Source organism: Microbacterium sp., from assembly GCF_047607225.1.
Taxonomy (GTDB): Bacteria; Actinomycetota; Actinomycetes; order Actinomycetales; family Microbacteriaceae; genus Microbacterium.
In genome coordinates this window covers 1-26,875 of record NZ_JASGDO010000004.1, presented here as the reverse complement: position 1 = coordinate 26,875, position 26,875 = coordinate 1, and the positions used below count along the sequence as shown (strand labels likewise).

General features: G+C 70.3%; 33 protein-coding genes and 1 pseudogene. 16 read left to right on the top strand and 18 right to left on the bottom strand.

Annotated elements, in window-relative coordinates; genetic code table 11:
- The 4 genes from QM591_RS00750 to QM591_RS00735 all read right to left on the bottom strand — a co-directional run.
- Nucleotides 1–240, bottom strand: a 240-nt coding sequence (locus QM591_RS00750) for a putative immunity protein (protein ID WP_415128584.1), incomplete at its 3' end; no start/stop codon positions are given.
- 192 nt (nucleotides 241–432) lie between these two features.
- Nucleotides 433–708 (bottom strand): metal-sensitive transcriptional regulator, encoded by a 276-nt coding sequence (locus tag QM591_RS00745; protein WP_415128582.1) that lies wholly within the window; start codon nucleotides 706–708, stop codon nucleotides 433–435.
- 87 nt (nucleotides 709–795) lie between these two features.
- Nucleotides 796–2,487: an FAD-dependent oxidoreductase gene (locus QM591_RS00740; RefSeq protein WP_415128580.1), complete on the bottom strand. Its 1,692-nt coding sequence runs from the start codon at nucleotides 2,485–2,487 to the stop codon at nucleotides 796–798.
- Complete coding sequence (locus QM591_RS00735; RefSeq protein WP_415128578.1) at nucleotides 2,484–2,657, bottom strand: hypothetical protein; 174 nt, start codon at nucleotides 2,655–2,657, stop codon at nucleotides 2,484–2,486. The genes QM591_RS00740 and QM591_RS00735 overlap by 4 nt, the downstream gene beginning before the upstream one ends.
- Before the next feature lie 262 nt (nucleotides 2,658–2,919).
- Here QM591_RS00735 and QM591_RS00730 point away from each other — a divergent pair, with 262 nt between their 5' ends.
- The 3 genes from QM591_RS00730 to QM591_RS00720 all read left to right on the top strand — a co-directional run bounded on the left by QM591_RS00730 (nucleotide 2,920) and on the right by QM591_RS00720 (nucleotide 5,151).
- On the top strand, nucleotides 2,920–3,564 hold the full coding sequence (locus tag QM591_RS00730; RefSeq protein WP_415128576.1) for a dihydrofolate reductase family protein: 645 nt from the start codon (nucleotides 2,920–2,922) through the stop codon (nucleotides 3,562–3,564).
- Between the two features lie 88 nt (nucleotides 3,565–3,652).
- The gene (locus QM591_RS00725; RefSeq protein ID WP_415128574.1) at nucleotides 3,653–4,234 is read left to right on the top strand and encodes an isochorismatase family protein; all 582 of its coding nucleotides are present in this window, start codon (nucleotides 3,653–3,655) and stop codon (nucleotides 4,232–4,234) included.
- On the top strand, nucleotides 4,231–5,151 hold the full coding sequence (locus QM591_RS00720; protein WP_415128572.1) for a GlxA family transcriptional regulator: 921 nt from the start codon (nucleotides 4,231–4,233) through the stop codon (nucleotides 5,149–5,151). Before QM591_RS00725 ends, QM591_RS00720 begins: the two co-directional genes overlap by 4 nt.
- Nucleotides 5,152–5,212: 61 nt before the next feature.
- On the opposite strand, the gene QM591_RS00715 is transcribed toward QM591_RS00720, so the two are convergent.
- Nucleotides 5,213–6,283: a methyltransferase domain-containing protein gene (locus QM591_RS00715; protein WP_415128570.1), complete on the bottom strand. Its 1,071-nt coding sequence runs from the start codon at nucleotides 6,281–6,283 to the stop codon at nucleotides 5,213–5,215.
- Nucleotides 6,284–6,483: 200 nt separating this feature from the next.
- Between QM591_RS00715 and QM591_RS00710 the strand changes: the two genes are divergently transcribed.
- Nucleotides 6,484–7,428, top strand: a complete 945-nt coding sequence (locus QM591_RS00710; protein ID WP_415128568.1) for an aldo/keto reductase — start codon at nucleotides 6,484–6,486, stop codon at nucleotides 7,426–7,428.
- Between the two features lie 39 nt (nucleotides 7,429–7,467).
- On the opposite strand, the gene QM591_RS00705 is transcribed toward QM591_RS00710, so the two are convergent.
- Both QM591_RS00705 and QM591_RS00700 read right to left on the bottom strand, forming a co-directional pair.
- Nucleotides 7,468–8,208: a GAP family protein gene (locus QM591_RS00705; protein ID WP_415128566.1), complete on the bottom strand. Its 741-nt coding sequence runs from the start codon at nucleotides 8,206–8,208 to the stop codon at nucleotides 7,468–7,470.
- Nucleotides 8,205–8,369, bottom strand: a complete 165-nt coding sequence (locus QM591_RS00700; protein ID WP_415128564.1) for a hypothetical protein — start codon at nucleotides 8,367–8,369, stop codon at nucleotides 8,205–8,207. The genes QM591_RS00705 and QM591_RS00700 overlap by 4 nt, the downstream gene beginning before the upstream one ends.
- A gap of 73 nt (nucleotides 8,370–8,442) precedes the next feature.
- On the opposite strand from QM591_RS00700, the gene QM591_RS00695 reads away from it, so the two are divergent.
- Entirely contained in the window at nucleotides 8,443–9,024 is a 582-nt protein-coding gene (locus QM591_RS00695) for a TetR/AcrR family transcriptional regulator (RefSeq protein WP_415128562.1), read from the top strand.
- A gap of 23 nt (nucleotides 9,025–9,047) precedes the next feature.
- On the opposite strand, the gene QM591_RS00690 is transcribed toward QM591_RS00695, so the two are convergent.
- Together QM591_RS00690 and QM591_RS00685 are read right to left on the bottom strand one after the other, a co-directional pair.
- Complete coding sequence (locus QM591_RS00690) at nucleotides 9,048–9,251, bottom strand: helix-turn-helix domain-containing protein (protein ID WP_415128560.1); 204 nt, start codon at nucleotides 9,249–9,251, stop codon at nucleotides 9,048–9,050.
- Nucleotides 9,251–9,745: a DUF2975 domain-containing protein gene (locus tag QM591_RS00685; protein ID WP_415128558.1), complete on the bottom strand. Its 495-nt coding sequence runs from the start codon at nucleotides 9,743–9,745 to the stop codon at nucleotides 9,251–9,253. The genes QM591_RS00690 and QM591_RS00685 overlap by 1 nt, the downstream gene beginning before the upstream one ends.
- Before the next feature lie 118 nt (nucleotides 9,746–9,863).
- Here QM591_RS00685 and QM591_RS00680 point away from each other — a divergent pair, with 118 nt between their 5' ends.
- Complete coding sequence (locus tag QM591_RS00680) at nucleotides 9,864–10,778, top strand: NAD(P)-dependent oxidoreductase (RefSeq protein ID WP_415128556.1); 915 nt, start codon at nucleotides 9,864–9,866, stop codon at nucleotides 10,776–10,778.
- A 39-nt stretch (nucleotides 10,779–10,817) separates the two neighbouring features.
- Here QM591_RS00680 and QM591_RS00675 read toward each other — a convergent pair whose 3' ends face one another.
- Nucleotides 10,818–12,521 carry a 2-isopropylmalate synthase gene (locus QM591_RS00675; protein ID WP_415128586.1) on the bottom strand — a complete coding sequence of 568 codons (1,704 nt, stop codon included), beginning with the start codon at nucleotides 12,519–12,521 and terminating at the stop codon, nucleotides 10,818–10,820.
- A gap of 211 nt (nucleotides 12,522–12,732) precedes the next feature.
- On the opposite strand from QM591_RS00675, the gene QM591_RS00670 reads away from it, so the two are divergent.
- Nucleotides 12,733–13,401 carry a FadR/GntR family transcriptional regulator gene (locus QM591_RS00670; protein ID WP_415128554.1) on the top strand — a complete coding sequence of 223 codons (669 nt, stop codon included), beginning with the start codon at nucleotides 12,733–12,735 and terminating at the stop codon, nucleotides 13,399–13,401.
- Nucleotides 13,398–14,201, top strand: coding sequence for an ABC transporter ATP-binding protein (locus tag QM591_RS00665; protein ID WP_415128552.1), 804 nt, complete (start codon nucleotides 13,398–13,400; stop codon nucleotides 14,199–14,201). Before QM591_RS00670 ends, QM591_RS00665 begins: the two co-directional genes overlap by 4 nt.
- 14 nt (nucleotides 14,202–14,215) lie before the next feature.
- Here the strand turns inward: QM591_RS00665 and QM591_RS00660 are convergent, their stop codons facing one another.
- Nucleotides 14,216–14,800: a TetR/AcrR family transcriptional regulator gene (locus tag QM591_RS00660; RefSeq protein WP_415128550.1), complete on the bottom strand. Its 585-nt coding sequence runs from the start codon at nucleotides 14,798–14,800 to the stop codon at nucleotides 14,216–14,218.
- Between the two features lie 51 nt (nucleotides 14,801–14,851).
- On the opposite strand from QM591_RS00660, the gene QM591_RS00655 reads away from it, so the two are divergent.
- The 3 genes from QM591_RS00655 (at nucleotide 14,852) to QM591_RS00645 (ending at nucleotide 16,945) form a co-directional block, all read left to right on the top strand.
- The gene (locus tag QM591_RS00655) at nucleotides 14,852–15,349 is read left to right on the top strand and encodes a GNAT family N-acetyltransferase (RefSeq protein ID WP_415128548.1); all 498 of its coding nucleotides are present in this window, start codon (nucleotides 14,852–14,854) and stop codon (nucleotides 15,347–15,349) included.
- Between the two features lie 169 nt (nucleotides 15,350–15,518).
- A complete protein-coding gene (locus QM591_RS00650) occupies nucleotides 15,519–15,863 on the top strand; it encodes an ATP-binding cassette domain-containing protein (RefSeq protein ID WP_415128547.1) in 345 nt (114 codons plus the stop codon).
- Nucleotides 15,864–15,880: 17 nt separating this feature from the next.
- The gene (locus tag QM591_RS00645; protein ID WP_415128545.1) at nucleotides 15,881–16,945 is read left to right on the top strand and encodes a hypothetical protein; all 1,065 of its coding nucleotides are present in this window, start codon (nucleotides 15,881–15,883) and stop codon (nucleotides 16,943–16,945) included.
- Nucleotides 16,946–16,972: 27 nt separating this feature from the next.
- Here QM591_RS00645 and QM591_RS00640 read toward each other — a convergent pair whose 3' ends face one another.
- On the bottom strand, nucleotides 16,973–17,845 hold the full coding sequence (locus tag QM591_RS00640) for a serine hydrolase domain-containing protein (protein WP_415128543.1): 873 nt from the start codon (nucleotides 17,843–17,845) through the stop codon (nucleotides 16,973–16,975).
- 190 nt (nucleotides 17,846–18,035) lie between these two features.
- Between QM591_RS00640 and QM591_RS00635 the strand changes: the two genes are divergently transcribed.
- Nucleotides 18,036–18,536, top strand: coding sequence for a hypothetical protein (locus tag QM591_RS00635; RefSeq protein ID WP_415128541.1), 501 nt, complete (start codon nucleotides 18,036–18,038; stop codon nucleotides 18,534–18,536).
- Nucleotides 18,537–18,564: 28 nt separating this feature from the next.
- Entirely contained in the window at nucleotides 18,565–19,029 is a 465-nt protein-coding gene (locus tag QM591_RS00630) for a helix-turn-helix domain-containing protein (protein WP_415128539.1), read from the top strand.
- Here QM591_RS00630 and QM591_RS00625 read toward each other — a convergent pair.
- Entirely contained in the window at nucleotides 18,956–20,392 is a 1,437-nt protein-coding gene (locus QM591_RS00625; protein ID WP_415128537.1) for a carboxylesterase/lipase family protein, read from the bottom strand. The two genes, QM591_RS00630 and QM591_RS00625, sit on opposite strands and share 74 nt — an antisense overlap.
- 186 nt (nucleotides 20,393–20,578) lie before the next feature.
- Here QM591_RS00625 and QM591_RS00620 point away from each other — a divergent pair, with 186 nt between their 5' ends.
- The 3 genes from QM591_RS00620 to QM591_RS00610 are packed head-to-tail and all read left to right on the top strand — an operon-like array spanning nucleotide 20,579 to nucleotide 21,580.
- Entirely contained in the window at nucleotides 20,579–20,974 is a 396-nt protein-coding gene (locus QM591_RS00620; protein ID WP_415128535.1) for a hypothetical protein, read from the top strand.
- Between the two features lie 34 nt (nucleotides 20,975–21,008).
- Complete coding sequence (locus QM591_RS00615) at nucleotides 21,009–21,350, top strand: hypothetical protein (protein ID WP_415128588.1); 342 nt, start codon at nucleotides 21,009–21,011, stop codon at nucleotides 21,348–21,350.
- Nucleotides 21,275–21,580: a GNAT family N-acetyltransferase gene (locus tag QM591_RS00610; protein WP_415128533.1), complete on the top strand. Its 306-nt coding sequence runs from the start codon at nucleotides 21,275–21,277 to the stop codon at nucleotides 21,578–21,580. The genes QM591_RS00615 and QM591_RS00610 overlap by 76 nt, the downstream gene beginning before the upstream one ends.
- Before the next feature lie 231 nt (nucleotides 21,581–21,811).
- Here QM591_RS00610 and QM591_RS00605 read toward each other — a convergent pair.
- The 5 genes and pseudogenes from QM591_RS00605 to QM591_RS00585 all read right to left on the bottom strand — a co-directional run.
- Nucleotides 21,812–22,915: pseudogene (locus QM591_RS00605) on the bottom strand (acyltransferase family protein); the annotation flags it as partial.
- A 96-nt stretch (nucleotides 22,916–23,011) separates the two neighbouring features.
- Nucleotides 23,012–23,686 (bottom strand): response regulator, encoded by a 675-nt coding sequence (locus QM591_RS00600; RefSeq protein ID WP_415128531.1) that lies wholly within the window; start codon nucleotides 23,684–23,686, stop codon nucleotides 23,012–23,014.
- Nucleotides 23,683–24,918, bottom strand: a complete 1,236-nt coding sequence (locus tag QM591_RS00595; protein WP_415128529.1) for a sensor histidine kinase — start codon at nucleotides 24,916–24,918, stop codon at nucleotides 23,683–23,685. Before QM591_RS00595 ends, QM591_RS00600 begins: the two co-directional genes overlap by 4 nt.
- Before the next feature lie 14 nt (nucleotides 24,919–24,932).
- Nucleotides 24,933–25,676 (bottom strand): DedA family protein, encoded by a 744-nt coding sequence (locus QM591_RS00590; RefSeq protein ID WP_415128527.1) that lies wholly within the window; start codon nucleotides 25,674–25,676, stop codon nucleotides 24,933–24,935.
- Between the two features lie 93 nt (nucleotides 25,677–25,769).
- A complete protein-coding gene (locus QM591_RS00585) occupies nucleotides 25,770–26,585 on the bottom strand; it encodes a MerR family transcriptional regulator (protein WP_415128525.1) in 816 nt (271 codons plus the stop codon).
- Nucleotides 26,586–26,875: the final 290 nt, after the last annotated feature.

Genomic DNA, 26,875 nt, shown 5'->3' with positions numbered 1-26,875 from the left:
GGGGGTCGTCGCGCTGTGGGCGGCACGGCCGGCGACGAGGCGGCGCCGGACCTCCCCGGCAGCGGTGAGCTCACCGCGCGCGAAAGCCCGGCTGCGGAAGATGGCGTCGCGCGGGCGATCGTCGTCGGGCGCCTCGGCCTCGAACAGCGGGAGCACCCGTTCGGCGCAGTCCGCCGCCCAGGCCGCGACCAGGCGCCGATCTGCCTCGCTGAGTGTCTGTGCGGAGAGGGGACGTGGCATCTCAGTGCTCAGCGCCCGAAGATTCTGGCGAGCAAGCCCTTGGCTCTCTCGCCCTCGTGACCCGGGCACCTCTGGGCCGCGGGCACACCGCGCATGACCTGATCGACGTGCTGACCGCATCCAGACCAGGTGGTCTTGCCGCACTTCCGGCACGAGACCGCGTTACACATGTGATTCTCCTTCGCTAGATGCTCAGGCGAGCATAAGGAAGAGCTTCTCGAGCTCCTCGGTCGTCAGGCCCTGTTCGTCGCGAGCGCTCTCGGGGTCGGTAATGCAGTCCTTCATCGCGGTCGAGACGATTGTGAACCCGGCGCGGTCGAGCGCGCTGGAGACCGCCGAGAGCTGGGTCACGATCTCGCGGCACGGTCGTTCGTTCTCGACTGCCACGATGACAGCGTCGAGCTGGCCGCGCGCGCGGCGCAGGCGGTTGAGGATGCGCTTGTGCGCGTCGGCGTCGGTCGTGATCATGGTGCTCCCTTCAGAGCAAGGAGTGGATGTCGAGGGGGTGAAGCTCGTTCGTCGTCGTGCGAGGCCACGGGCCCCGGTGCAGCGTCGCTACGCAGTCGCGAGCACTGCGGGGTGCTCCAGCACGTCGAGCTGTCGCTCGCCGAGCCAGGCCCGCAGCGTCAGCATGCCACCGGAGAGCGAGGCCGAGTCGATGCCGGCGTGCACCAGCACGCGATGGGCGATCGCGGACCGCACGCCCGACTGACAGAGGACGCGCACGGGACGGTCGCCCGCCGCGTGCCGCACCTCATCGAGGCGCTCTCGCAGCTCGGTATGCGGGATGTTGAGCGAGCCCGAGATGAAGCCCGTGTCGTATTCGGCGCGGCTGCGCACGTCGAGGATCAGAGCGTTCTGCCGCACCTCGTCGAGTTCGTCGGAGTACCAGAGTCGCACTGCGCCGGAGAGGACGTTCTCGCCGACCATGCCGACCAGGTTGACCGGGTCCTTCGCCTGTCCGTACGGCGGCGAGTACGCGAGGTCGAGGTCGATGAGATCGTCGACACGCATGCCCGCGCGGATCGCCGTCGCCAGTACGTCGATGCGCTTGTCGACGCCCTCGGTGCCGACGGCTTGCGCGCCGAGCAGAAGACCGTCTGCGGCGCGGATCTGGACGATGAGATGCACCTGGGCGGCGCGGGGGAAGTAGCCCGCGTGCTGGTTGGGGTGCAGATGCAGGGTGCGGTAGTCGATGCCGGCGTCATCGAGCGCGGCGCGGTTCGCGCCGGTGAGGGCGGCCGTCAGGTCCCCTATCCGAATGATCGCCGTGCCGATCGGGCGAGGGACGGGCCGCGCACGGTCGGGTCGGAGGATGTCGTCGGCGACGAGACGCCCTGCACGGTTGGCCGGCCCGGCAAGGGCGATGGGGCGACGGATGCCGGTGACGGCGTCGACCGACGCGGTCGCATCGCCCACCGACCACACGCCCGGAGCGGATGTGCGACCGTGCGCATCCACGATGATCGCGCCGCGCTCGCAGGCGATCCCTGCGGCGGCGAAGGGGGCGGTGTCCGGACGCACGCCGACGGAGAGCATGATGATGTCGGCGGGCAGCCGAGTTCCGTCGGCGAGCACGACGGTGTCTGCGTCCTCTCCATGCTCGACGCTCGCAGCGGCGACCCCCGCGCGGACCTCGATCCCGAGGCTGCGCATCTCTTCCGTGATGAGCCAGGCCAGTTCCGTCTCCAGCGGTGGCAGCGGATGCGGTGCGAGCTCGACCACCGAGACCTTCAGGCCGCGCCGTGCGAGAGCCTCGGCGGCTTCGACGCCGATGAAGCCCGCGCCCAGCACGACGGCCCGCTGGGCGCCCGCGAGGACGTCTTCGCGCAGGGCGACGGCATCTTCCACGGTGCGTAGCGTGCGCACGCGCGGGGAGTCGATGCCCGGCAGTGGCGGACGGAGCGCGGAGGCGCCGGGCGAGAGCACGAGTGCGTCGTAGGCCAGCTCCTCGTCACCGTGCTCTGTGTGCACCGACACGGTCTTCGCGGCGGTGTCGACGGCCGTCACCTCGCTGCCGGTGCGAACGTCGAGAGCAAGAGCGGCCTGGAGGGTCTGCGGGGTCTGCACCAGCAGCGATCGCTCCTCGAGGATCTCGCCGCCGACGAAATAGGGCAGGCCACAGTTCGCGAACGACACATGGGCGCCGCGCTCGAGCACCACGATCTCCGCGCTCTCGTCGAGGCGGCGTGCGCGCGCGGCGCAGCTCATCCCTCCGGCGACGCCTCCGACGATCACGATCCTCATCGCGCGAGCTCCTGGCCCGCATCCTGCCGGACTTCTGCGCGATCGTCTGCACGGTCATGGCAGGCGCAGCGATCCTCGTCGGGAACACCGCGCAGCGCCTCCTCGACGTGCTGACCGCACCCCGTCCACGTCGCCTTGCCGCACGCCGTGCACGTCACTCTGCTGCACATGGCCACTCCTTGTCGTCTAAACCCCTGGGGGTATCGCCAATATACCCCCAGGGGTTTACGAGTGCAAACGTGCGGGGTTAGCCGTGCGTGATCGAGACGGGTCAATCATGCGGGCCCGTGCTCCGGCGGGTGCTCGCGGCGCCGGACCGGGGAGAGTGAGGCTCCCGCGCGACCGCCGCCCGGAGTAGGTTGTGCTCCGTATGCCGGTCGCCGGCAGACCCGCGGCTCGCCGCCGCCTTCACGACTTCGGAGGAACGCTGAGATGACGCGCGTGCGGATGGACCTCTTCACCTCGCTCGACGGCTTCACGCCGTCCGATCCGACGCCCGACGCGCCGATGGGGGAGGACTGGGGGCGCCTCACCTCCGCGTACGTCGCGACGCGCACGTTCCGCGAGAGGGTATTCGGCGACGCGAGCGGGGAGGGGACGACAGGCGTCGACGACCGCTACGGGGCCGCGTTCTTCGAGGGGATCGGCGCAGAGATCATGGGCGCGGGAATGTTCGGGTTTCACTCGCATCCCGACGACCCGCACTGGCGGGGGTGGTGGGGAGAGAACCCTCCCTTCGGCACCCCCGTCTACGTGCTCACCCACTCGGCTCCCCGCGCGCCCCTGCCGATGGACGGCGGCACGACGTTCCACTTCCGAGACGCTCCGATCGACGAGGTGCTCGCCGAGGCCGGGGAGGCTGCAGGTGGTCTCGACGTTCGCATCGGCGGCGGCTACCGCACCGCGAGGGACTTCCTGCGCGCGGGGCTCGTCGACGACCTGCACCTCATGATCACGCCGGTCTTCCTCGGCCGAGGACACCGCCTCTGGGATGATCTGGTCGGTCTCGAGCAGACGCACCGCGTGAGGACGGAAGTCGCCGAGAGTGGCGTGATACACCTCACCGCGACGCGATAGCGCATACGACCGTCGGTGACCAGATCGTTCCGGTTCCCGACCGAGGGATGTCTTGTGCGCGTCACACGGAGTGCACAGGATGGGAGTCATGACGCACGCGACCGAGACCGCTCTGCTCATCGTCGATGTCCAAGAGTCTTTTCGACAGCGTCGCGAGGAATGGGTCTCGACGGCGAACCCTCGGGTGCTCGAGAACGTCGAACGACTTCTCGGGGCCGCGCGGGCAGCAGGTGACCTGATCGTGTGGGTGACGCACGCCGATCCGGGCTCCGGGGGCATCTTCGACCCCGGTTCGGGATTCGTGCGCGTGATGGCTGATTTCGAGCCACGGGCTGACGAGCTCCAGGTGATGAAGACGTCGATCAATGCCTTCACGACCACCAACCTGCACCAGCAGCTGAGCATCCGGGGCATCCGTCGCATCGTGGTCTGCGGTATTCGCACCGAGCAATGCTGCGAGACGACGGCGCGCGTGGGCAGCGATCTCGGTTTCGAGGTCGTCTTCGTCACGGACGCCACGACCACATCGGCGATCCCCGCAGGCGAGGGATACGGAGAAGTCTCGGGCGACGACGTGATGCGCCGAACGGAGACCGTCCTCGGCGGGCGCGGATTCGCGACGATCGCGACGACGGCGGAGCACGTCGGACTCGCGTCGGCGACCGGATGACTCGAGTCGTCTTCCTCTTGGTGCCCGGCGTCATCCTCCTCGACGTCGCCGGTCCGTCTCAGGTGTTCGCGACCGCGAACACCGCCGGTGGGTCCTACGAGATCATCCATGTCGGCGAACGACCCGTGATCGCGTCGAGCCAGGGCCTCGCGCTGCAGGTGCTCACCGAATGGCCGGACCTGTCTCGTGACGACCTCGTCGTCGTTCCGGGATGGAGCGCGCCGCGTGAAGAAGGCTCCGGGGCGCTGCAGCAGACGACTCTCGAGCGCCTTCGCCGGCATCACGCCCAGGGAGGGACCGTCGTGAGCGTGTGCGCGGGGGCGCTCGCGCTCGGGCGCGCCGGGCTCTTGGATGGTCGGCGCTGCACCACGCACCACGACATCCAGCAGGAGCTGGCGCGTCGGCACCCGCGGGCGCACGTCGTTCCGGACGTCCTGTTCACGGAGGACACGCGCGTGATGACCTCCGCGGGAATCGCGAGCGGCATCGATCTGGCGCTGCACATCGTCTCCCGTCGGCAGGGCGCTGCGACCGCGGCCCGCGTGGCGCGGGACATGGTGGTGTACGCCCGGCGCAACGGCGACGCATCGCAGCTCAGTGCCCTGCTCAGTCATCGTTCGCATCTGGACGAACTCGTCCACCGGGTCCAGGACCACATCGATGAACGCTTCGATCAGGCGCTGCCGCTCGATCTCCTCGCCGAGGTCGCTGGGGTGAGTCCGCGAACGCTCACGAGGTCGTTCACGGCTGCGACAGGCCTGACCCCCTTGCGCTACCAGCAGATGCTGCGAAGAGAGCGCGCCGAGCATCTGCTGACGCACGGGTCGACGGTGGAGGCGGCCGCGCGAGCGGTGGGGTTCGAGGACGCCCGCATGCTCCGCCGGCTCCGGCGGGATACGGTCCGCGGCGGCGCCTGATCGATCGATCGCTGCCCACCCCGCGCGCCCGGTGTGAGGACGGTGCGGCGAGACGTCCGACTCATCTCGGTCTCCGCGCTCGGGATCGTGGCCGCGCCACGATGATGCGCGGGTGCCGGCCGGCGACGCTCACGGGAGTGATCGAGGTCACGCTCCAGTCCGGATGGCCCGTCATCGTGTCCTCCTGCGTCTGGTCCAGGAGGACGACGAGCACCCCGTCGGGAGTGATGACCCTCCGCCATTCGGTGAGGAAGACGGTGAGATCACCCGCCGTCCGGCGAACGCCCCACGGCGGATTCGTGACGATGCGGTCGATCTCGTGCGCCGACGCGGCGACGCGGCGCGCATCACCGCGCCGCCAGCGGACCACGCGGCCCAGGTCGTTCCGACGGGCGGCCGCGATCGCGTCGGGGTCGAGGTCGCTGCCCCTGAGCGTGACGGCCGGGCCGGCGGCGTGCGCTTCGAGCAGGATCGTCCCGGAACCGCAACAGGGGTCGAGCACCGTGGCGCCCTCCGGTATGCGCGCAAGCCGCACCATCGCCGCGGCGACGGGCGGGTGGACGCTCCCGAGCACCGTCTGCGTTCGCCACGGGCGGCGGTGCAGCGGTGCGGCGAAGGGCCGGACGCCGGCGTACATCGTCTCGCCGTCCAGGGTGACGCGCCAGGCCGCCGCGTCTGGCGGGGGCACCGCGCCGTCGCGGCGCGAGACGTAGGTTCCTCCGCCCTGTCGGGTGACGGCGCGGCCGACCGCGTCTTCGACGTCGAATCGGGAGAAGTTCCGTCTCCCGACGAACGATGCGGATATCGCGAAGCGCCCCGGCGAGCGCCACGCGCCGTCGATCCGGAGCTTCTCGGCAGCCTTGACGAGGCTTTGCCGCTCGGCGCCGGGATCGGGTGCCTGGGCGGCGACGACGAAGAGGTCGTCGGCGAGGCGAGGCGGACGCGCGAGGATCGACGCGTCGGGGGCGGTCACGACGACTTGGCGCTTCGATGACGCCGTGACGGTGTGCCCGAGCTCTGTCAGCTCGGCGGTGAGGAGAGCCTCCAGGCCGGTGGTGGCGCGGACCACGACGACGGAATCGGTGCGGAGAGGGACGGATGAGGGCGCAGCGAACGCTCGCGCAGACGACATGACGAGTTCTTCCGGTCAGCGGTCGGGAGCCGCCGGATGACTGCTCCCGCATCGCTAGCCGAGGGCGCGGGCCGCAGGAGTGGCTAGCGGAGAGCTAGCCGAGACGGAAGAACGTAAACGCCATGCCTCACACCTTAGTGACCGCTCGCCCGGGAGCTCCGGTTTGACCTGGAGCGCACTCCAGCATTCACGATGGCGATATGACGAACTCCCTCACGACGCCTCAACTCGTTCTCGGCACCATGGACCACGGGACGCGCGTGGACGAGCGCACCGCCTTCCGCCTCCTGGACCGCTTCGTGGAGGCCGGCGGGTTCTGGCTCGACACCGCGAACTGCTACTCGTTCTGGACCGACCCGAGCGGATTGGGCGGGGCGAGTGAGCGGACGCTCGGCGCGTGGCTGCGCGCGAATCCCGGTGCGCGATCGCGGGTAGGTCTGGCCACCAAGGTGCGGCAGGATCCTCTCGTCGCTCATTCGTGGCCGGCGAGCGCGGAAGGCCTGTCTGCGGACGCGATCCGCCGGGGGCTGTGCGGAAGCCTCGACAGGCTCGGCGTCGACCACGTCGACCTCTTGTGGGCCCACGCCGAGGATCGTGCGGTCGATCTTGCCGAGACCGTCGCCGCCTTCGGTGAGGCGGTGGCCGAAGGGCGGGCAACGCGCATCGGGGCCGCGAACCATGCCTCGTGGCGCGTGCAGCAGGCGCGCGGAATCGCACGCGCAGAAGGACTCGCGGAATGGTCTGCCCTGCAGTTGCGCCACTCCCTCGTTCAGCCCCGGCCAGGAACGACGGTGCCCGAGCAGGGGCACAAGATGCTCGCCCCGGACGACCTCGACTTCGCGCGCTCCGAGGGGCTCGCGCTGTGGTGCTACTCCCCGGTGATGATGGGCGGATACACGCGGGCCGACCGTCCGTTCTCCTCCGGTTACGCCCATCCCGGGACGGATCGGGTCATGGCGGTCTTGGCGGAGGTCGCGCGTGAAGTGGGAGCCACGCCCAACCAGATCGTCCTCGCGTGGTTGATGGCGCAGGGGATCAGTCCGATCGTCGGGGCCAGCAGGATCGAGCACCTCGACGAGGCACTGGGAGCGCGAGCGATCACGCTGTCGGAGGAGCACCTCCGTCGCTTCCGCGACGCGCGGTGACCAGAAGCGCGCCACGATGGCCGGGCGCCCCCGCGCGTGTCACGCGCGGAACCAGCCGAGGTCGAAGATCGCGTGCGCGGCGAGCAGGAAACCCACGATCCCCACGATCCAGGCGGTCGTGGCGGTGGCATGACGCGTCAGCCACCCGTCGAGGCGGGTCAGGGGACGCTCGAGCGCCTCGTGGGCGACGAGTCGGGCGATGGTCAGGCAGGCCGCGGGAGCGATCATCACGAGGCAGTAACCCGCGAGCAGGACGACGGGCGCCGGTCCGCCCGGATCCTGAGCGGTGATGACGCCGATCGCCGCCAGATAAGGCAGCATCGAGGCGGCCTCGATCGCGACGGCGGTGAGCGCAAGAGCGGCCAGGGCGATCGTCGATGCCGACCGGCGATCGCCCTCGCCCATGATGCGGCTACGCCAGCGCACGAGCCGACCGCCGCCGGATGCGGTGCGCTGCGCGGCCCGAGCCCGCGCTCGCCGGGTGTCCATGAGCTGGCTGACGGCGACGAGCACGATGCCGAGGAGGAGCTGGCCGATGAGGAAGGCCCGCGAGCGAAGGATCTCGGCGTGGGCGTCGAGGAAGGCCCGGGCGCCCATCGACAGGCCGGCTCCCAGCGCGAGGTAGGCGAGCGCGACGGTGCCGAGGTAGACGAGCATCCGCCCGACGCGGACCTTTCCGGGGGCGGTGAGAAGCCAGACCGGGATGAGGAGCGTGCCGAAGCTCATCGAGTCGATGAGGGCCAGCACGACGAGCGTGCCGGCCGCGCCGGCCTCGATCACGACGGCCCGAGCTGGAGTCGGCGCTCGCAGGTCGCCGTGGCACGGCTTCCTTCGGAGCGGTGGAGGGTGTCGTCGACGACCCCGCAGCCGACCAGGATCAGGCTGATGCTGAGCGCCGCGGTGCCGCAGACCAGCCGGGCGACACGTGAGTTCCGAGCCATGACACCACCTCCTGTTGTAGCACGACTGTGCTAGATCAGATTTAATGTAGCACGGTCGTGCTACAGTCTGTCCATGTCCCGCAGCATCGACCTCGCCGCGCGCAAGGCGCAGCTCGCGGAGGCGGTGTGGCAGGTGATCCTCGACCGGGGAATCTCGGCGGTCTCGGTGCGCACGGTCGCCGAACAGGCGGGCCTCGTCGTGGGATCCCTCCGACACGTGTTCCCCACGCGGGCTGAACTGCTGTCGTTCTCGGCGGAGTTGATGGTCCAGCGCGCCACCGAACGCGTGCTCGCGACACCGTGGTCCGACGATCCTCGGCGGTACGCGCGCGACGTCATCGTGCGACTCTTGCCCCTGGACCCTGACAGCAGGGCGGAACTGGAGGTGAACCTCGCCCTCGTGGCGGAGTGCCCGGCCCAGCCGAGCCTTCGCGACATTCGTGACCACGCGCACGCGCAGCTCCTCGAGGTGTGCGTGCGACTGGTCGAGCTCCTCACGGGGCGGCCACGCGGGCCCGAGCTGGAGATCACGGCGCGCCGGCTTCACGCGATCGTCGACGGGCTCGCCCTCCACCTGCTGCACGGGGATGGCGATGACGAGAGCGCGCTGGCGATCGTGAGCGAGGAGATCGATCGCATCGCCGACACGGCGTGACCATCGCGCCGTGGCGGAGGGTGTCAGTCCTCGAACTGCAGCAGGTCTCCCGGTTGGCAGTCCAGCACGCGGCAGATCGCGTCGAGGGTCGAGAAGCGCACGGCCTTCGCGCGACCGTTCTTGAGGACGGCGACGTTGGCGGGGGTGATGCCGATCGCGTCGGCGAACTCTCCGACGCTCATCCCGCGCTCTGCGAGCATCCGGTCGATGGTGATGCGGATGGCCATCACACCACCTCGTCGAGCTCAGCGCGCAGCAGGATGGCACCGCGCAGGAGCGAGCGCAAGACGAGTGTGAGGGAGGCCAGCGCCGCCAGCGTCAGGCACGCGAGCGCCAGGACGAGGGCCATGAAGGGGCTTCCCGCCTGACCGCTCCCGATCACGACGACGGCGGTGACGATCAGCGCGATACCGAGCACCAGGAGCGCGACGATCGCATCCACCCAGAGCAGCGACGGGCGCGTCAGCATGGCGCCGGTGTAGATCCGGTGAACGAGGAGGGCGATCACGACGAGCGCGATGAGCCCCAGGGCAGTGAACGACATGGCGACGGCGAGAAGGGGCCCGCGGAGCTCGGCGTACTCGGGGAAGCTCTGCGCGAGGCTCGCCGACACGCCGGGGAGGGAGATGCCGGCGACGAGACCAATGGTGAAGAGCACGCCGAGGAACACGTGAGTGGCGACGATCAGGCCGGTGGACGGGCGAGGAGTGGCAGGATCCATGTATCGATTTTCGATAGATATCTATCGAAAGTCAATAGGCTGGGGAGTTCGTCGACGTGATGCGCCGACGTCATCTCTCGTACACTCACCGACGACATGAGCACAGGAAGGACGACGCATGAACACGCGCACCGTGGGCTTCATCGGTCTCGGCATCATGGGCGTGCCCATGGCCACGCATCTGGTGCGAGCGGGATTCGATGTCGTGGTGTGGGCGAGGTCGGCCGCGCCGGTGGACGAGCTCATGTCCCTGGGCGCCCGGCCGGCCGCAGATGTGGCGGGGGTGTTCGCGGACGCGGAGACGGTCGTCCTGATGCTGCGCGATGAGGCCGCCGTCGACGACGTGCTCCGCCGCGGCAGCGCGTCCTTCGCCGAGATGGTCGCTGGTCACACGGTGGTGCAGATGGGGACGTTCACGCCCGCGTTCTCGCGCACTCTCGCGCGGGAGGTCGGCGATGCAGGTGGACGCTACGTCGAGGCGCCGGTGTCTGGCTCCCGTGGCCCGGCGATCGAAGGCACGCTGGTCGGGATGCTCGCCGGCGACCCCGACGCCGCCGCGCACGCAGAACCGGTGGTGGCGGCCATGTGCGCGCAGACGTTCCGATGCGGGGAGGTTCCCTCGGCCCTCGCGATGAAGCTGGCGGTCAACACCTTCCTCATCACGATGGTCACGGGGCTCGCCGAGACCTTCCACTTCGCGGACCGTGCCGGCGCCGATCTCGACCTGCTGCGGGACATCCTGGCGGCAGGGCCGATGGCCTCGGTCGTCTCGCGCGGCAAGGCAGAGAAGCTCACCGCGGACGACTTGTCTGCGCAGGCCGCGATCTCCGACGTCCTCAAGAACGCACGTCTCGCGGAAGACGCGGCGCACGAGGCGGGATCGGACCACCCGCTGATCACCGCGAGCCGGGAGCTCTACGAAGAAGCCGAGGCCGCCGGACACGGCAGGCTCGACATGATCGGGGTGATCGCGGCTCTCGCCGCGCGGGCCGAGCGCACGGACGATCGGTCCCCGAAGGTCCGTGCGATCTGAGGGTCGACGAGCCCGTCGTCCGCGACGCCGCCACGGTCATCATCCCGCGACCGCAGCCCGGGTCTCGGCGACGGCGTTCGCCGCGCGGATGACGGCGTCGAGGGTGGCGGCGAGGCTGGATCGGTCGCGTCCCGCGGTCCAGGCCGGGCCGTCGGTCGTGCGGTGTTCGAGAAGAGTGAGTGCCTCGGCATCCGCGCCGGAGCGCATCGAGCTCTGGTGGAGCGAGAGGATCTCCACCGGCACCCCCTGCGCCCGTAGCGCATCCGTCAGCGCCTCCACGGGGCCTGCATCATCGTGCGTTGAGTGATGCGTGGAGTCGTCGATCTGGAGCGCGACTTCGGTGCGCCCCGCGCCTTCATCGCGATGCAGCGCGGTCAGTCGCACCGCTCGATCATCGGTTTCGGGCAGATAGGCGGCCGAGAAGATCCGCCAGATGTCCTTCGCGGTGACCTCATCGCCCGTGGCATCGGTGTGCTGCTGCACGCGGCGGGAGAGGTCGATCTGCAGTCGGCGGGGGAGGTCGACACCGTACTCGGCCTCGAGCAGGTAGGCGATGCCGCCCTTGCCGGACTGCGAGTTCACGCGGATGACGGCGTCGTAGGTGCGCCCGATGTCGGCGGGGTCGATCGGCAGGTAGGGCACGCGCCACGCGATCTCCCGTTCGCTGCGGCCTTCCGAGATCGCGCGGGCGCGGTGTTCCGCCATGCCCTTCTTGATCGCGTCCTGGTGCGTGCCGCTGAAGGCCGTGTGCACGAGGTCGCCGACGTAGGGGTGTCGCGGGTGCAGCTCCATACGGGTGCAGTACTCGACCGTGCGACGGATCTCGTCGATGTCGGAGAAGTCGATCATCGGATCCACGCCCTGTGTGTAGAGGTTGAGCGCGAGTGTGGCGATGTCGACGTTGCCCGTACGCTCTCCGGTGCCGAAGATGCAGCCTTCGACGCGCTGAGCTCCGGCGAGGACGGCGAGCTCGGCGCACGCGATTCCCGTGCCGCGGTCATTGTGGGGATGCACCGAGAGGATCACCCCGTCGCGGCGGGCGAGGGTGCGGTCCATGTACTCGATCTGGTCGGCGTAGACGTTGGGGGTCGCGACCTCGACGGTGGCCGGAAGGTTGAGGATCACGGGGCGTGCCGGGGTGGCCTCCCACAGCTCGGTGATCGCGTCGCAGATCTCGACGACGTAATCCGGCTCAGTCAGGGTGAACACCTCTGGGCTGAACTCGAACCGGACGTTCGGAAGGCGCCCCGCGAGCTCCCACACATCGTGGCCGCCCGCGAGGATCATCTCCCGCAACTCGCTGCGGTCCTTGCCCAGCACCGTGTCGCGCCAGATCGGCGCGGTGGCGGCGTACATGTGGATGACGACGGGGTTGCGGATGTCTCGGATCGACTCGACGGTGCGCTCGATGAGATCGCGACGGGCGGGGGTGAACACGACGATCGTGACGTCGTCGGGCGCGACGTCGGTCTCGGCGAGGAGCCGCACGAAGTCGTAGTCGGTCTGCGACGCCGACGGATACCCGACCTCGATCTCGGTGTAGCCCATTCGCACCATCAGCTCGAAGAGCCGGCGCTTCCGCTCGGGATCCATCGGTTCCGCCAGCGCCTGATTGCCGTCACGGAGGTCGACCGGCACCCACAGGGGAGCGGCGGTGATCCGGCGGGTCGGCCAACGGCGATCGTGATCGGCGAGGGGCACATCGACCCGGGAGTACACGTCGGTGTAGCGGTGAGCGGGCATGCCGGAGGGGCGCTGGCGGTTCCAGCTGATGACGGTGGTAGTGGGCACGGCGGGTTCCTTCGAGGTCTGGAGAAGCAGACCGGCGCAGGGTTCGGCTCCACGACGGGGAGCCGGTCTGGCTATGCCCCGCCGTGGCGGCGAAGGAGAAGGAAAGTGCGCGGAATCACGGCTAGACTGTATCACAAGTCCTCAGACAAGTAGAGGAGATCATGTGGCACAGTTGAAACGGGTACCGCTTGCGGACCAGGCCGCCGACGCCCTGCTCGCGCGGATTCGATCGGGGGAGTGGGCGCTGGGGGCAAAGCTCCCCGGAGAGACGACGCTCGCTCCGCAGCTGGGTGTCGGACGCTCCACGGTGAGAGAGGCCATCCGCCAGCTCGCCGGCCGCGGCGTGCTCGATTCCCGCCACGGCTCGGGCGTGTACGTGACGTCGCTCGACGCGCAGGAGGACTGGGAGCAGGTGGTGCGCCGCGCTGACATCGTCACCGTGATCGAGGCGCGCACGGCGATCGAGGTCGAGGGGGCTGCTCTCGCTGCGGGTCGCCGTACCCCGGCAGACCTGCGCGCGATCCGGCGGGCTCTCGACGCGCGGATGGTGCCCGGACAGAGCGTCGAGGAGCACGTGGATGCTGACATGGCACTGCATCGCGCAATCGTGGTCGCTGCCCACAATGAGGTGCTGACCGAGCTCTTCGACGGTTTCGTCCCGCGCAGTCGCCGCGCCATGGTCGACATGCTGCGTCTGCGTCCGGTCGCCGATGCGGCGGGTGACCATGACGCGCACGCGGCGGTCGTCGCCGCGGTGGCCGATCGCCTGCCCCACGTGGCCGCCCGGGAGAGTCGGGCCCACCTCGACGCGCTGAAAGCGAGTCTCGCGTGAGCCGCGAGCCGCTCGTCGTTCTCGATCGGGTGAGCTTCCGTCGGAACGGGAGAGAGATCGTGCGCGACGTGTCACTGCGCATTCTGCCGGGGGAGCATTGGGTGCTCCTCGGGCCCAATGGTGCCGGCAAGAGCACCATCCTCGGATTCTGCGGAGCTCGCACCTTCCCGACGGCGGGGACGGTCGATCTGCTCGGGCACCGGGTGGGGCGTGTCGAACTGCTCGCGCTGCGTCGGCGCATCGGGCATGTCGATCCCCGCCACGCCGTCGAGTCGCCGCTCACCGTCGCCGAGGTCGTGCTCACCGGCATCACCGGTACGACGGAGATGATGATGCGGTGGAGGCCGGAGCCCGCCGAGCGCCGTCGCGCGGACGAGCTGATCGACGTTCTGGGACTGGGAGGAAAGGCAGACGATCTGTGGCCGAACCTCTCACAGGGGGAACGTGGCCGGGCGCTGATCGCCCGCGCGCTCATGAATGAACCCGCACTGCTGTTGCTCGACGAGCCCTCTACGGGTCTCGACGTCGCCGCACGGGAGCAGTTGCTGGAGACCCTCGATCGCCTGGCATCGACTCATCCCGATCTGGCATCGGTGCTGGTCACTCACCACCTCGAGGAGATCCCCGAAGCCGCCAGTCACGCGCTGCTCCTGGGCCGGGGGAGAGTGGTTGCTGCGGGAGAGATCCGAGCGGAGTTGACGACGGATGCCGTCAGTCGCGCGTTCGACCACGCGATTGAGGTGGAGCACCGCGGCGGACGGTGGCACGCACGGAGCCTCCGTTCCGAGCCGCAGCCCTGACGGCCCGTCGCTGACTATCGGGTCAGCGCCGCACCTAGCACCGTCTCGAGCGCGGCGCGCTGCCTCTCCGCGCTCCAGAGCTCCGGGTCGCCTGCCGCGAGAACCGTGATCCCCTCGACGCTGGCCGCAAGAGCCGCGGCGCGTGCTTCGAGGTCGGGAGCGGGCGCGCCAGTGATCTCGCGGAGCAACCGGGTCAGTCGCTCGATGAAGGCGCGACTGTTCGTGACGTGTCTGTCCCGCAGCACGGGGTCGCCGAGCGCGGCGCCGAGGAAGCCGACCCACGCTCGGGCCTCCGCCAAACGTTCCTCGTCGAGGGCCAGCGCTCCGGTCGTGACCGCTCGGAGCGCGGTCGCTGCGTCGGCAGAGCCGGCCTCAAGTGCCTCCGCTCGCGCCCGCGTGCGGTCGTGCAGCACGTCGCGCGCGTGGAGGAGGAGCGCCCGCTTGTCGGGAAAGGTATGCAACACCAGGCCCGTCGTGCAGCCCGCGCGGGCCGCCACGGCCCGCAGCGTCAGACCCGCCGGGCCCGACTCGGCGAGTGTCAGGAACACCGCCTCCGACAGTCGAGTGCGGTGAGCGCTGTCGGCACGGGGTCGTGGCATGCCGGTAGCGTAACAGGTGTTACGGTGGCGAATGCTACGGAAAGGACGTCCATGCCCTGGACCATCACGACGACCCCGTTCGACGACCCGGAGGCCGACCGCCTGCGCCGAGCGCAGCGGGAGGAGCTCGACGCGCGCTACGGCAGGAGCGACCATGAACCGGGCGTGCCTCCGTCGGCAGCGGACGTGCCCGTGTTCCTCGTTGCGAAGGACGGAGAGGGTGTCGCGATCGCCTGCGGCGGACTGCGCCCTCTTCCCGAACACGTGCTCGGCGCGGGCGTCGTGGAGATCAAGCGCATGTACACCGCACCGTCGGCACGAGGGACCGGAGTCGCCACCGCCGTGCTCCGTGCGCTGGAGCGTGAAGCGCGCGATCTGGGTGCCCACCGTCTCGTCTTGGAGACCGGTACTGCGCAGCCCGACGCGATCCGCTTCTACCAGCGCGAGGGGTATCGACCCATCCCCCTCTTCGGGTCGTATATCGGTTCGGACAATTCGGTGTGCTTCGAGCGAGAGTTGACGGATAGCTCCCCAGAATCCTTCGACTGACGTCGCCGTCGATTCCATGACGGTCATGGATCTCTCGGCAGAATTACGCACTCGTGCACCTCTGCGCGGCTGATACGGACAATTGTCATTCAAAGTACGCGGAGATTGCGTCTTGTGGAGGAGATTCCAGAACCCGCACGGCGTGCATCAGCGTCGTGCGCTCGACCACGTGACCCTTCCGCTCCTGGCCGCAGGCGCGACCCGCTCCGCGGCAGAGGTGGAGGCGAGGGGGCTGCTCGAGCGCCTCGGGCTGGCGGATCGCGCCGACTCCCGCTTCTCGGCGCTGTCAGGAGGCGAAGCGCAGCGGCTTCTGCTCGCGCGAGCCCTGGCCGCGCGGCCGGCGCTGCTGCTGGTCGATGAACCGACGGCACAGCTCGACGCCATCACCTCCGCCGCCGTGAACGAGGCTCTCCACGCCTTGGCCGGGAACGACAGCATCGTGGTGATCGCCACTCACGATCCCGGCACGCGGGACGCCTGCACCGACCACATCGACCTGGGCCTCGCCTCGTGAACGCTCGCAAGGGATCCATGACGTTGGCCTCCGTCTGGGGGGAGGCATACCGGAACCTGACCGCCGGAGTCGGGGGAAGCAGAGTCCTGCTGATCGTCGTCATCGTCCTCACGGCATGCGGTGTCCTCGCTCCCCAACTGGCGCTCCTGCAGGCCGATTCTCGGGCAGTCGCCTACCAGCGATCGGGAGCGGCGACCCTCATCGTCAAGGCCGAAGGCCGCATCGACGGAGTGCGCTGCGAGGCCTTCCGGCAGCTCGAGAACGTGACCGCTGCCGGTGCCGTCCGGGAGCGCGAGGGCCTGACGCTCGCCCTCCTGCCGAGCACGACGGTCCGCTACTTCGAGAGCACCCCGCAGTTCGCCGGTGTGCTCGGGGCACGCGGCGACGGCGCTGGCCTGCTCCTCTCCGACGAGGTGGCTGACGCCGTCGGCTGGCGTGACGGCGATGAGCTCTCGCTCGCGGAGCGCGGCCGGGTGCCGGTGGCGGGGCGCTTCGCCTACCCCGACGACGGTCGTGTCGCCGGGCTCGGGTATGCGATCCTCGGCGACGCTCCTGCATCGTCGGGCCTGTTCGACGAATGCTGGGTGACGGTGTGGCCCCAGACGCCGATCGTCGAGTCGCTGGCCGGTCTCGTCGTGGTCCCCGGCGGCGCCGGTGCCGCCGCAGGGCCGACGCTGGTCCAGGCCAACGCGACCCTGGGAGCGCGCTTCAGCGCCGATGCCGAGCGCGTCATATGGAGTGCGGCCGGCCTCGCTGCCGCCCTTCTTGTCGCCGTCGCCGTCGCCTTCCACGTGCGGGGGAGACGACTCGAGCTGGCCTCGGCGCGTCACGTCGGCGTGCGTCCCGCAGACCAGTACGCCATCACCGTGATCGAGGTCGCGGTCATCGCCGGGATCGCCATGATCGTCGTCCTCCCGGTCGCTGCGTACGTGATGTTCAGCGTGCCGTCGATGGCGGTCCCGCTGATGTGGCATGCCGTCCAGAGCGCGGCCCTCGCGATCGCGGGAGCGATCGGCGGGGCACTGGCCGGGCTGGCCGGCGTGCGCGAACGCCACCTCTTCCGCTACTTCCGCGAGCGCTGACGCCTCCCGCTCGCCAGCCCGGCCTACTCATGGTGCGGCGTGCATCTCGAGCTGAGCGACGGCGTAGTCGGCGATCGTGTCGGCGCCGGCGTGGTCGTGGGCGGTGATGGTGATCACGGCGTCGCCGAGGAGGATCAGCAACTGTGCGTGGGCGCCGTGCAGTCGCCACGCCCGTCCGGGGCCGCCCCAGCCGCTGAGTCCGTAGCAGTCGTAGGCGGGCACCGAACCCGTGGCCACCATGTCGGTGTGCATCGCGTCGACCCACTCGCCGGAGACCAGCCGCTGCCCCTGCCACATTCCGCGGTCGCGGAGGAGGCGTCCGATGCGCGCCATCTCCTCGGTGCGCAGGTGGAGGCCGCCTCCGGCGACGACGAAACCGTTCGGGCACCGGTCCCAGGACACGTCGGCGAGGCCGAGCGGTGCGAACAGGCGTGGTTCGAGGAAGGAGGCGACGTCTCCCACCGAGGCGGCGAGCACCCGCATCGCCGTGTAGGTGCTCGCGTTCGAGTACTGGAACACGCGGCCTCGGGCCGGGCGGCGGAGGAACTCCCGCGCGAGATCGGGCCAGTCGGTCATCATCGTCTCCGACCACGGCAGATCGATGCCGCTCGTCATCGTGAGGAGGTGGCGGAGCGTGACCTGCTCCACGCCCGGACCCATCGGCACATCCGGGAGCGCGGCCGAGACCGGCTCGTCGAACGAGATGACTCCCTCGTCGGCGGCCATTCCGGCCGCGAGGACGCACACGCCTTTCGCGACGGAGTGGATGTCCTCCCGGAGATCCGGCCCCCACCGGCGTTCGGACACCTCGTCGCCGACGAGCACGTGCAATCCGTGTGCGCCGAAACCGGTCTCCTCGATACGCGTCGCGATGGCCGCGCACACCACGTCTGCCGTCACGTGCGCCTCCCTCGCGACCGGGCGCGGAGCTGCGCCACGGGCCATCCCATTATCGATGTCGCGGCGCGTCCGGCTCGCTCGTGTCGCTGACTCTTCGCTCGTACACGCGGCGCCCTCCGACCAATGGCGACGCTGGCCCAGAGGTGGACACTCCGCCCGGGCCCCGATGACGTGTCCCTATGCTCTCGTCATGACAAACTCCGTGGTGGTCGATGTAGGAATCTACGACGTGGATCCGGGCGGGGTGGAGCTCGGCGGAGTCGACGACCAGAAGCGCATCGACGAAGCCGGGTGCGCGAACCTGCTCTTTTCCGTTCCCGGTGTCGTGCCGGGGCCTCAGGACCTCGGCCCCTCGATCGACCTCGGCGAGCTGTGGTGGGTGGAGCCGGTGCTGTCGGCGACGGGGGAGCTCGCCTCGCTGGCCCTTCTGGGGACGTCCTTCCACATCGGGAGCGGAGCGTTGGCGGGAACCCTGGAGCGCGTCGGCAGTGCGGAAGCAGGCCGCGTGCACTGGCGGGTCACGATCGACTCCGGCTCGATCACGGCACGGCCGATCCGCTTCGCGGATGAGGGTGACCCGCCGACCCGGGCGTCCTGGAAGGACGATGCAGTCGTTGTCGCTCTCCAGCGGCGGGGCGACGGAGCGGTCCTAGCGATCGACCTGTGGCTGTCCACGGGGCCCGCTGTGTGACCACGCCGCGGCCATCTCGCTCACGAGGATGAGCGGGCGGGCGCGGCCGCCCCGAGCGTATCCGCGCCCCGGGTGGAGCCGCCCCTGCTCGACCGGCGAGAATGGCCCCATGCCCCGCCCTCCCGCCGATGCTGTCCTGCTCGACTCCGATCCCGACCTGATGCGGGCGGTAGTGGGTGGCGACGGCCTGGATGCGCGAGCCGCGATGCAGGCGATCGTCACGTGGGCGTCGTCGGGGTCGCGTCGCGAAGACGCGAGCGTCGCGGCGCGCGCCGGCCTCAGCGGTCAGTACCTGTCAGAGATCGAGCGCGGTCGGAAGGAGGCCTCGAGCGAAGTCCTCGCCGCTGTCGGACGGGCGTACGGGATGTCGCTCTCGGCGGTCCTTCGAGCCGTCGCGACGCGGCTGGATGCGGCGGAGCTCACTCCAGGGCATCGACCACGGCAGCCCGGCGCTGTGGCACCGTCTCGGGCGTCACGTCCCAGATCCGCGTGAGCCGAGCGTCGTCGAACGCCGGCCAGCCCGGATCTCCCGTGGTGATGAAGGAGACCCAGGCGGCGTGCATGTCGCGCGCGAGAGACTGTGGAGCGTCGTCTCCGATCAGCCGCACGGCGTCTTCGTCGTCGAGTCGACCGAAGGCGAACGCGATCTCGATGGCGTGGGCCGCGCGCAGGTCGCGCACCGGGCTCGGCCAGGCGAACTCGTAGAGGTACGTCGGCGCTGTCCGGGCGCGGGCGAGCCGCGTCGCCGGCGCCCGCAGCACCCGATCCGTGATCAGCTGACCGAGCACCTCCCCGGCGGATGCGTGCGGCATCGCCTCCCGCACCGCGCGCGCGGCACTCTCGCGGATCCGCATGACACGCCGGGCCAGCCACGTCTTCGTCCGGCCGAGCGCGGCGAGATCGTCGGGCCCGAGCCAGAGCCGGTACTCGTCGGTGTTGGTGCCGATGAGGATCGGAACGTCCGCATCCGCGAGCGCGACGTGCGGCGAGCGGGGGAGTGACTCCGGGTCGACCGCGAGAACGAATCCGGGCGCGCCCTTGAGAGGAGAGGAACCGGCGGCGATCTCGGCGCGTGCGCGCACGAGGTCGGAGGGGGACACCGCGGCGAACGCCTCGCGCGTCGCGGCGATGCCGAGCCGCTTCGCGATCGCGTCGGATGCGTGGCGCGCGCGGGCGGGGTCGGAGGCCTCGAGCGGGCCGGACTGGATGATGGCGCCGGCGACGAGAGCCCGGGAGGCGGGGCGCGCGAGGAGGGCGGCGACGAGCGCGCCCCCCGCTGATTCGCCCATGATCGTGATGCGTGCGGGATCTCCGCCGAAGGCCGCGATCTCGCGGTGCGCCCATTCGAGTGCGAGCGCGACGTCGCGCAGGCCCAGATTGAGTGGCGCACCGTCGAGCACGCTGAAGCCTTCGGCGCCGAGCCGGTAGTTCGCCGACACGAACACCACACCGTCGCGCGCGAAGGGCGTCCCGTCGTAGGCCGGCTGCGCGGCCGTGCCGTGCTCCAGGGAGCCGCCGTGCAACCAGAGCACGACCGGGGCGTTGGCTGCGCGGGTGGCCGGAGCCCAGACGTTGACGGTGAGGACCTCTTCGCCGTCGAGGATCACCGCGTGGAGGAGCTCGCCGAGGGCGCCACGATAGGGCGACTGCGGGGAGGTCGGGCCGAAGCGCTGCGCGTCACGGACCTCGCTCCAGGGTGCCGCCGGCACCGGCGCCGCGAACCGGCGATCCCCGACCGGCGGCTCGGCATAGGGGATGCCGAGGAACCGAGTGACGCCGTCTTCCGCAATCCCGCGCACCGAACCGGTGGAGAGCGGGACGACGGGGGCGGACGAGGACTCCTCCGATTCGAGCATGCCCTCAGCGTATGACGAGGCGAACCGCACGGGTGCCGGCCGCCGCTGACGGCAGCGGAGTCAGTGGCTGGCGGAGCGCATCTCTCGCTCGACGGCCGAGACGCGCGGAGCCGTCGCGAGCCCGACCCGATCGCTAGGCTGGCGGAGCGGGCGGTCTCTCGCGTCGCCCACATCGGACGGAGAACCATGACGTACGTCGACGGAGAGCGGATCGGGCGACGAAGCCTTGGCTGGGACGCCGCATACTGCGCCGTGCTGGGGGTAGCCGTGCTGGTCGCGGCGCCGTGGGTGGGCTCGGGCATCACGCTTCCGCTCCCGGTGATCGCCGGCGTCGGAGCCGCCGTGATCGTCTGGGCCGCGATCGTCGTCTGGCTTCTCCGGCGGCTCCCGCTACGGACGGCGCTGCGCCTGGTGATGGTGGCGAACGTCGTCGCCGCGGTGGGCGTCGCCTCGGTGTCGGTCGCCGCTGCGACCGGCGTCGCGATCGTCGTGGTCCTCGCGGTCGCGGTCGAGGTGGCGCTGTTCGCTGCGAGTCAGGCGGCGGCGCTGCGCCTCCTGCGGCCGGCATCCGGGGATCGATAGCCGCGGCGCCGCGACGGCTCGATAGCCTGACGGTGTGGAGATCCGCCTGACACACCCGACAGACCTCCCTTTCGCAGCCGATGTCCTCGCCGATGCGTTCCGCGACTACGCGTGGACGCGCCACGTCATTCCCGACGAGGCATATGAGCATCGACTGCGCTCACTCCAACTGCTGTATCTGCAGTACGCGCACGAGCACGGCCTGGTCGCCGTTGTCGAGGGCGACGACGACGCGATCGATGGAGTGATCGCTCTCGTGGCCCCGGAGCGCCGGATCCCTCGCCCGACACGACGCGACGCGTGGTCGAGCTCCATGGCGACCGCATCGACCGACTCTCCCACGCCTCCGAGTTCGATGCTGCGGCGTGGCGCCTAGAGACCCTCGGGGTTCGCAGCTCTCGGCAGGGAGCCGGCCTCGCCTCGGCGCTGCTGGGCTTCGCGCGCTCCGCCGTCGCCCAGCGTGGAGGCGGCTTCGTGACGCTCGAGACGTCCGACCCCCGCAACGTGCGGCTGTACGAGCGTCACGAGTTCGACGTGGTCTCGCACGACCACGCATCGGGGCAGCCGCCGGTGTGGCGGATGCGAACGGTCATCGGCGCGGACTGACCCCGCCGACGTCGTCCCGCGCGCCGTCAGGACGCGCGGCCGTCGTGGGGGACGAGCCTGGCGGAGGGCGACGACGAGCAGGACGGTCGCGATGAGTGCCGTCGCCACGGTCGTGCCGCCCGCGAGCAGGAGCACGATGGCGACGATGCCCGACAGTGCGGCTCGCGCCGCCCGCTGCGGCGATGCCGTCACGCGCGGCAGTCGTCGGCGTTCGACCGCCGAGACGGCGACGGCGATCACAGTCGTGACGACCACGACGCCCGCCCACCAGAGTGGACGGGTCAGCCACCATTCCGAGGTCGAGGGGGCGGGAAGCGCCACGCCGAAGTGCATCCCCGCCAACGCGAGCCCACCCGCGAGGCCCAGGACGACGGGCATGTGCCACAGGTAGATCGTCATGGAGCGGGCGTTGACGAAGTCGCTGAACGCGGCGACGCGCGGGCGTGCGCTCAGCCGCGTGAGCGCGCCGCGTGCGAGCGAGAGGATCGCCGTCTGCGCGGCGCCGAGGAGGAGGAGAGCGGCGGTGGGCGGATTGAGGTTCTCGAACAGGTCGGGGGAGTAGACGGTCGTCGAGATGAGGGCCGCGAGCACTCCCGCGGTGCCCACCGCGACCGCCCATCGCGCCCGTCGAGAGAGGGCGTCGATGCGGCCGTCGGCGAAGAAGAAACCGATCTGCTGCAGAGCCAGCCAGATGAACGCGAGGTTGAGGAATCCGATCGCGTCGATCCCCGTAGTCGCGCGCGACACGTCCACGAGCACCGCGGCAGCGACCAGCGAGCCGAGCGTGGTCAGCGGGGCAGCGCGGTGCGCGCGGTGCAGCGCCGGCAGCAGCGCCTGACACAGGAGGAATGCCCCCAGGAACCAGAGCGGCTGGGCGAAGCGGAAGCCGGCGACCGAGACGATCTCGGGGTCCACACCCGCGAGGGACAACACGGCCAGAGCCGCACCGACTACCGCGATGACCAACGCCGCTGGGAGCAGGAGGCGTTGCACTCGCCCCGCCACGAACGCCGTCGCGTCCCCGCCCCGCCCGCGGAGCGCGCCGAGACCGAGCGAGCCGGCGAACCCGCCGATGACGAAGAACACCGGCATGATCTGGACTGCCCAGGTGAGCGGCGCGAACCACGGGGCCCCATCGGCCGCGTTGAGAAAGACCGGACCGGTCTCGTCCAGGACGACGCCCGCCATGAGCGCGTGCAGCAGCACGACGACGACGATGCAGGCGGCGCGCACGAGATCGACTCCGCGATCACGACCGGCCGGGACGGGCGCGGGAGTGTGTCGCGGCGCGGTCGTGGCCACGACGGTGCAGGCGATGGGATGAGCGACGGTCATGGTGTCCTCCTCGGTGGCTCCCGAGGAGGTTATGGATCCGGTCGCAACCAGGGCATCACCCCGAGGTCTTGCACTGCCCCCTACCGGGGAGGGAGATCACCCGGCGGCGGGTTCGGCGAGTCCGCTGTCGTAGGCGAAGATCACGGCCTGCACCCGGTCTCGCGCTCCGATCTTGCCCAGCACTTTGCCGACGTGGGTCTTGACGGTCTGCTCGGCGATGAAGAGGGTGCCGGCGATCTCGCTGTTGGACATGCCCTTCCCGAGGAGGATGAGCACCTCACGCTCCCGCTCGGTGAGGGTCGACAGGGTCTGTGTCGCCCGGCTGACGCGGGGTTTCTGGGCGGCGAACTGGGCGATCATCCGGCGCGTCACCCGCGGCGAGAGCAGAGCCTCGCCCGCGGCGATCACCCGCACCGCCTGAACGAGTTCCTCCGGAAGAGCGTCTTTGAGGAGGAACCCGCTGGCGCCGGCCTGGAGCGCGTCGTATACGTAGTCGTCGATGTCGAACGTCGTGAGCATCAGGATGCGCGGCACGCGGGCGGCGGGGTACCCGGGTCCGAGGATGTGGCGCGTCGCGGCGATGCCGTCCGTCTCGGGCATCCGCACGTCCATCAGGATCACGTCGGGGTCGAGCCGGGCCGACAGGGCGACGGCCTCGGATCCGTCGGAGGCCTGCCCGACGACGCGGATTCCCTCATGGGCGTCCAAGAGCGCCGCGAACCCCGCGCGGACCATCGCCTGGTCGTCGGCGATCAACACCTCGATCGTCATGACCCCTCCTCTATGGCGCGCGTCACGGGGAGGACGGCGGCCACCGTCCATCCTCCTGCAGGATCGACCGCGGCGCTCAGCGTGCCGTCGAGGAGGGTCACCCGCTCGCGCATGCCGCGCAGGCCATGCCCCGCGGCGCGGCGTGGTTCGGGCGCGCCCTCGGCGGAGGAGGGGGAGCCGCGGTGAGGTTCCGCCGACCCGGAGTCGTGGATGCGCACGACCAGCGCGTCATCACCCCCGCGGAAGGACACGTCGATCGCCGACCCGGGGGCGTGACGGACCGCGTTGCTCAGCGCCTCCTGCACGATCCGGAATCCGGTCACCTGGACGCTGGAGGGAACGGCCTCCGAAATGCCCTCCATCGTGAGACTCACACGGATCCCCGTGCGGCGGACCCCGTCGACGAGGGCGGGGATGTCCGACAGGCGCTGGACGGGTGAGAGCGCCGCGGTGTCCTCGTCGGTCCGCAAGACACCCAGCAGGTGCCGCATCTCCGCGAGCGAGGTGCGTGCGGTGGCGGCCACGTCGTCGAACTCCGCGGCCACCGCCTCCGGCAGGTCGGGAATGCGGTAGCGCGCGGTCGATGCCTGCACCTGGATGACCGACAGACTGTGGGCGACCACATCGTGGAGCTCGCGCGCGATCCGGCTGCGCTCCTCCACGAGCTCGCGGCGCGACTGCTCGTGCGCCGTGAGCTCACGGGAGCGGACGAGCTCGGCGCCGACGCGGATGCGCGCCGCGATCAGCACCCCGACCAGGAGCGCCGCCGCCGTCACCGACGCCGTGACGATGAGGTTGGCGGTGGCTGCCCCCACGCTGACGGCATCGGGGAAGATCCACACGAGCACGAGGGCTCCCGCGTTGCTGACGGTCCACGTGAGCACGCCCCAGCGCCAGTCGTGCCGGATCGTCAGCACCAGCAGGACCAGGACGAAAGCGACCATGGCCGCCACCGACCATGGCCATGGCCACGATGGATCTCGGTCGGGAGAGGCCGACAAGGGCAACGCGAACGCGGCCGCGCAGAACGCCACCACCGCCGTGCGGGGCCGGCTGACTGCCACGAGGGGAGCGGCGCACAGAGCCGCGCCCAGGATCATCGCGGCAGGCAGCACCGTGCCGGAGAAGACGGCCTGCAGCGGCACCAGCACGCTGAACAGAGCGACGGCGGCGAGGGCGAGAAGGCTCAGCCACACCGTCCGGCGATCGGCGCGGCGTCGTCGAGGAGTCATCGCCGGCATGCTCCCTAGTGTGTCTCACCCGGCGACCAGCCGTGCGCGGTCGCGAACGCCGTGTGCCCGGTCGCGACGGCGAGAGGTGTGTCGACGGGGGCGACATCCGCCGCGATGACGCCGGAGTCTCCCGCGCCCGCCGTGCGGTCGGCGGCAATAGCTCGTCGCCGGCGGCGGAGGGCGACCGTCCGATCGATGGCGACCCCGACAGTGAGGGCGACGACGATTGCCAGCCCCGCGCTCAGCACCGGCTGATCACGAAGCCAAGAGGCAGCCAGCACCCCGATCGCCGCGCTCGAAGCCGCCCACCCGATCGCGGCGATGCCGCTCAGCGGAACGAACCGGCGTCGCGGATATCGCACGGCGCCCGCCGACATGTTGACCGCGACGCGACCGACCGGGATGTACCGCGCGCCGAGGATCAGGACGGCGCCGCGTTCGTCGAGGGCTCGGCGCGCGTGAGCGAACACCGCCGCCACCTTCGGTGCCCGCATCCACCGGAAGCGCGTCGTTCCCATCGCCCGGCCCAGGGCATACGCGACGTTGTCGCCGATCGTCGCGCCGATGGCTGCCACGACGCACAGCAGCACGAGCGAGGGGAGCGAACCGGTCGAGACGGCCACCGCCGCCGCCGCGACCAGCACGGTCTCGCTGGGGACCGGCGGGAAGAACCCGTCGATCACCGAAGCGGCGAACATGACGAGCAAGAGCCACGGCGATGCGACGGCGGCGGTGATGAATGCGTTGATGACCTCCACCCCTCGACGTTAGGAATCGGGGATCGACCTCCGCATCACTCGCAGGTATCGACCGTGTCGATCTCGCGGGTGATCTCGTTCCGGGGAGCGGGCTCAGGCTCGCTCGACAGGTACCTGGAGCTCGGTCAGCCAGTCGGGTCCCGGCTCATGGCCATCGGCCTCCAGATACACCTCGCGGCACGCGCCCACGACGCGGTAACCGTCGGCGACAAGGGTCTCCATGAGGGTGGACCACGACTCGCCGATACCGGTCATATCTCCGTGGTGGCGCAGGGTTGCGGCGATGGGGATCGCGGGGAGCTCCACCACGTCGTACCCGTCGCCGGGCACCGGCTCGGGCTCCGCGGTGTAGGAGACGTGGACGGCAAGGTCGTTGCCGGATGTGGCGTCGTACCAGAAGATCCCGGGTTCGATGAGTCGGCGCCCCGCCGCCTCCAGCGCCCGGTCGAGACCCTCGATGAGCGGACCGATGACGGGTGACACGTTCTCCGGCCCACCGTCCGGCGCGACCCCGTGCACCGCGTACACGGTGACGGCAGGGACGTGCGTGTAGACGACATCAGACATGGTGATTCCTTCCAGACGACGGAGGCGCCGCTCGACGCGCGCGATGTCCTGCTGGGCGGCGGCGACGGACGATGTCAGCTCGCGCCGGCGTTCGTCGAGGACCGCATGCAGGACGCGGTCCTGCTCGTCGGCGTCGATGACCGTCGCGATCGCATCCAGGCCCACCCCCAGGTCACGCAACTCCGCGATGCGCAGCAGGACGGGCAACTGCGTGATCGCGTAGAGGCGATAGCCGCTTCGCGGATCGACGCGCGCGGGGGCGAGCAGGCCGATGCTGTCGTAGTGACGCAGCATCCGTACGCTGACGCGCCCGAGGGCGGCGAACTCTCCGATGGTGTACATGATGTCCTCACTGTCGACCCTGACACAGTGTGAGGCTCAAGGCATTCGCCGCGGCGGGAGGAATCGAATTAGGTTAGGGTGGCCTTACCTGACTGTTGCGCGGTCCCCCGAGATGCGCCGGTCTCTTCACCCCCGAGAGAGGTTCTTTTCGCATGCGATCTTCCCTGTCCCGCCGAGCCCTCGCCTGGGCGTCCACCGCAGCGGTCTCCGTCCTCCTGCTGGCCGGGTGCGCCGCTCCGGGCGCCGACCCGGCGGTCAGCACGCCCGCGGCGGCGACCCGCACGGTCGAG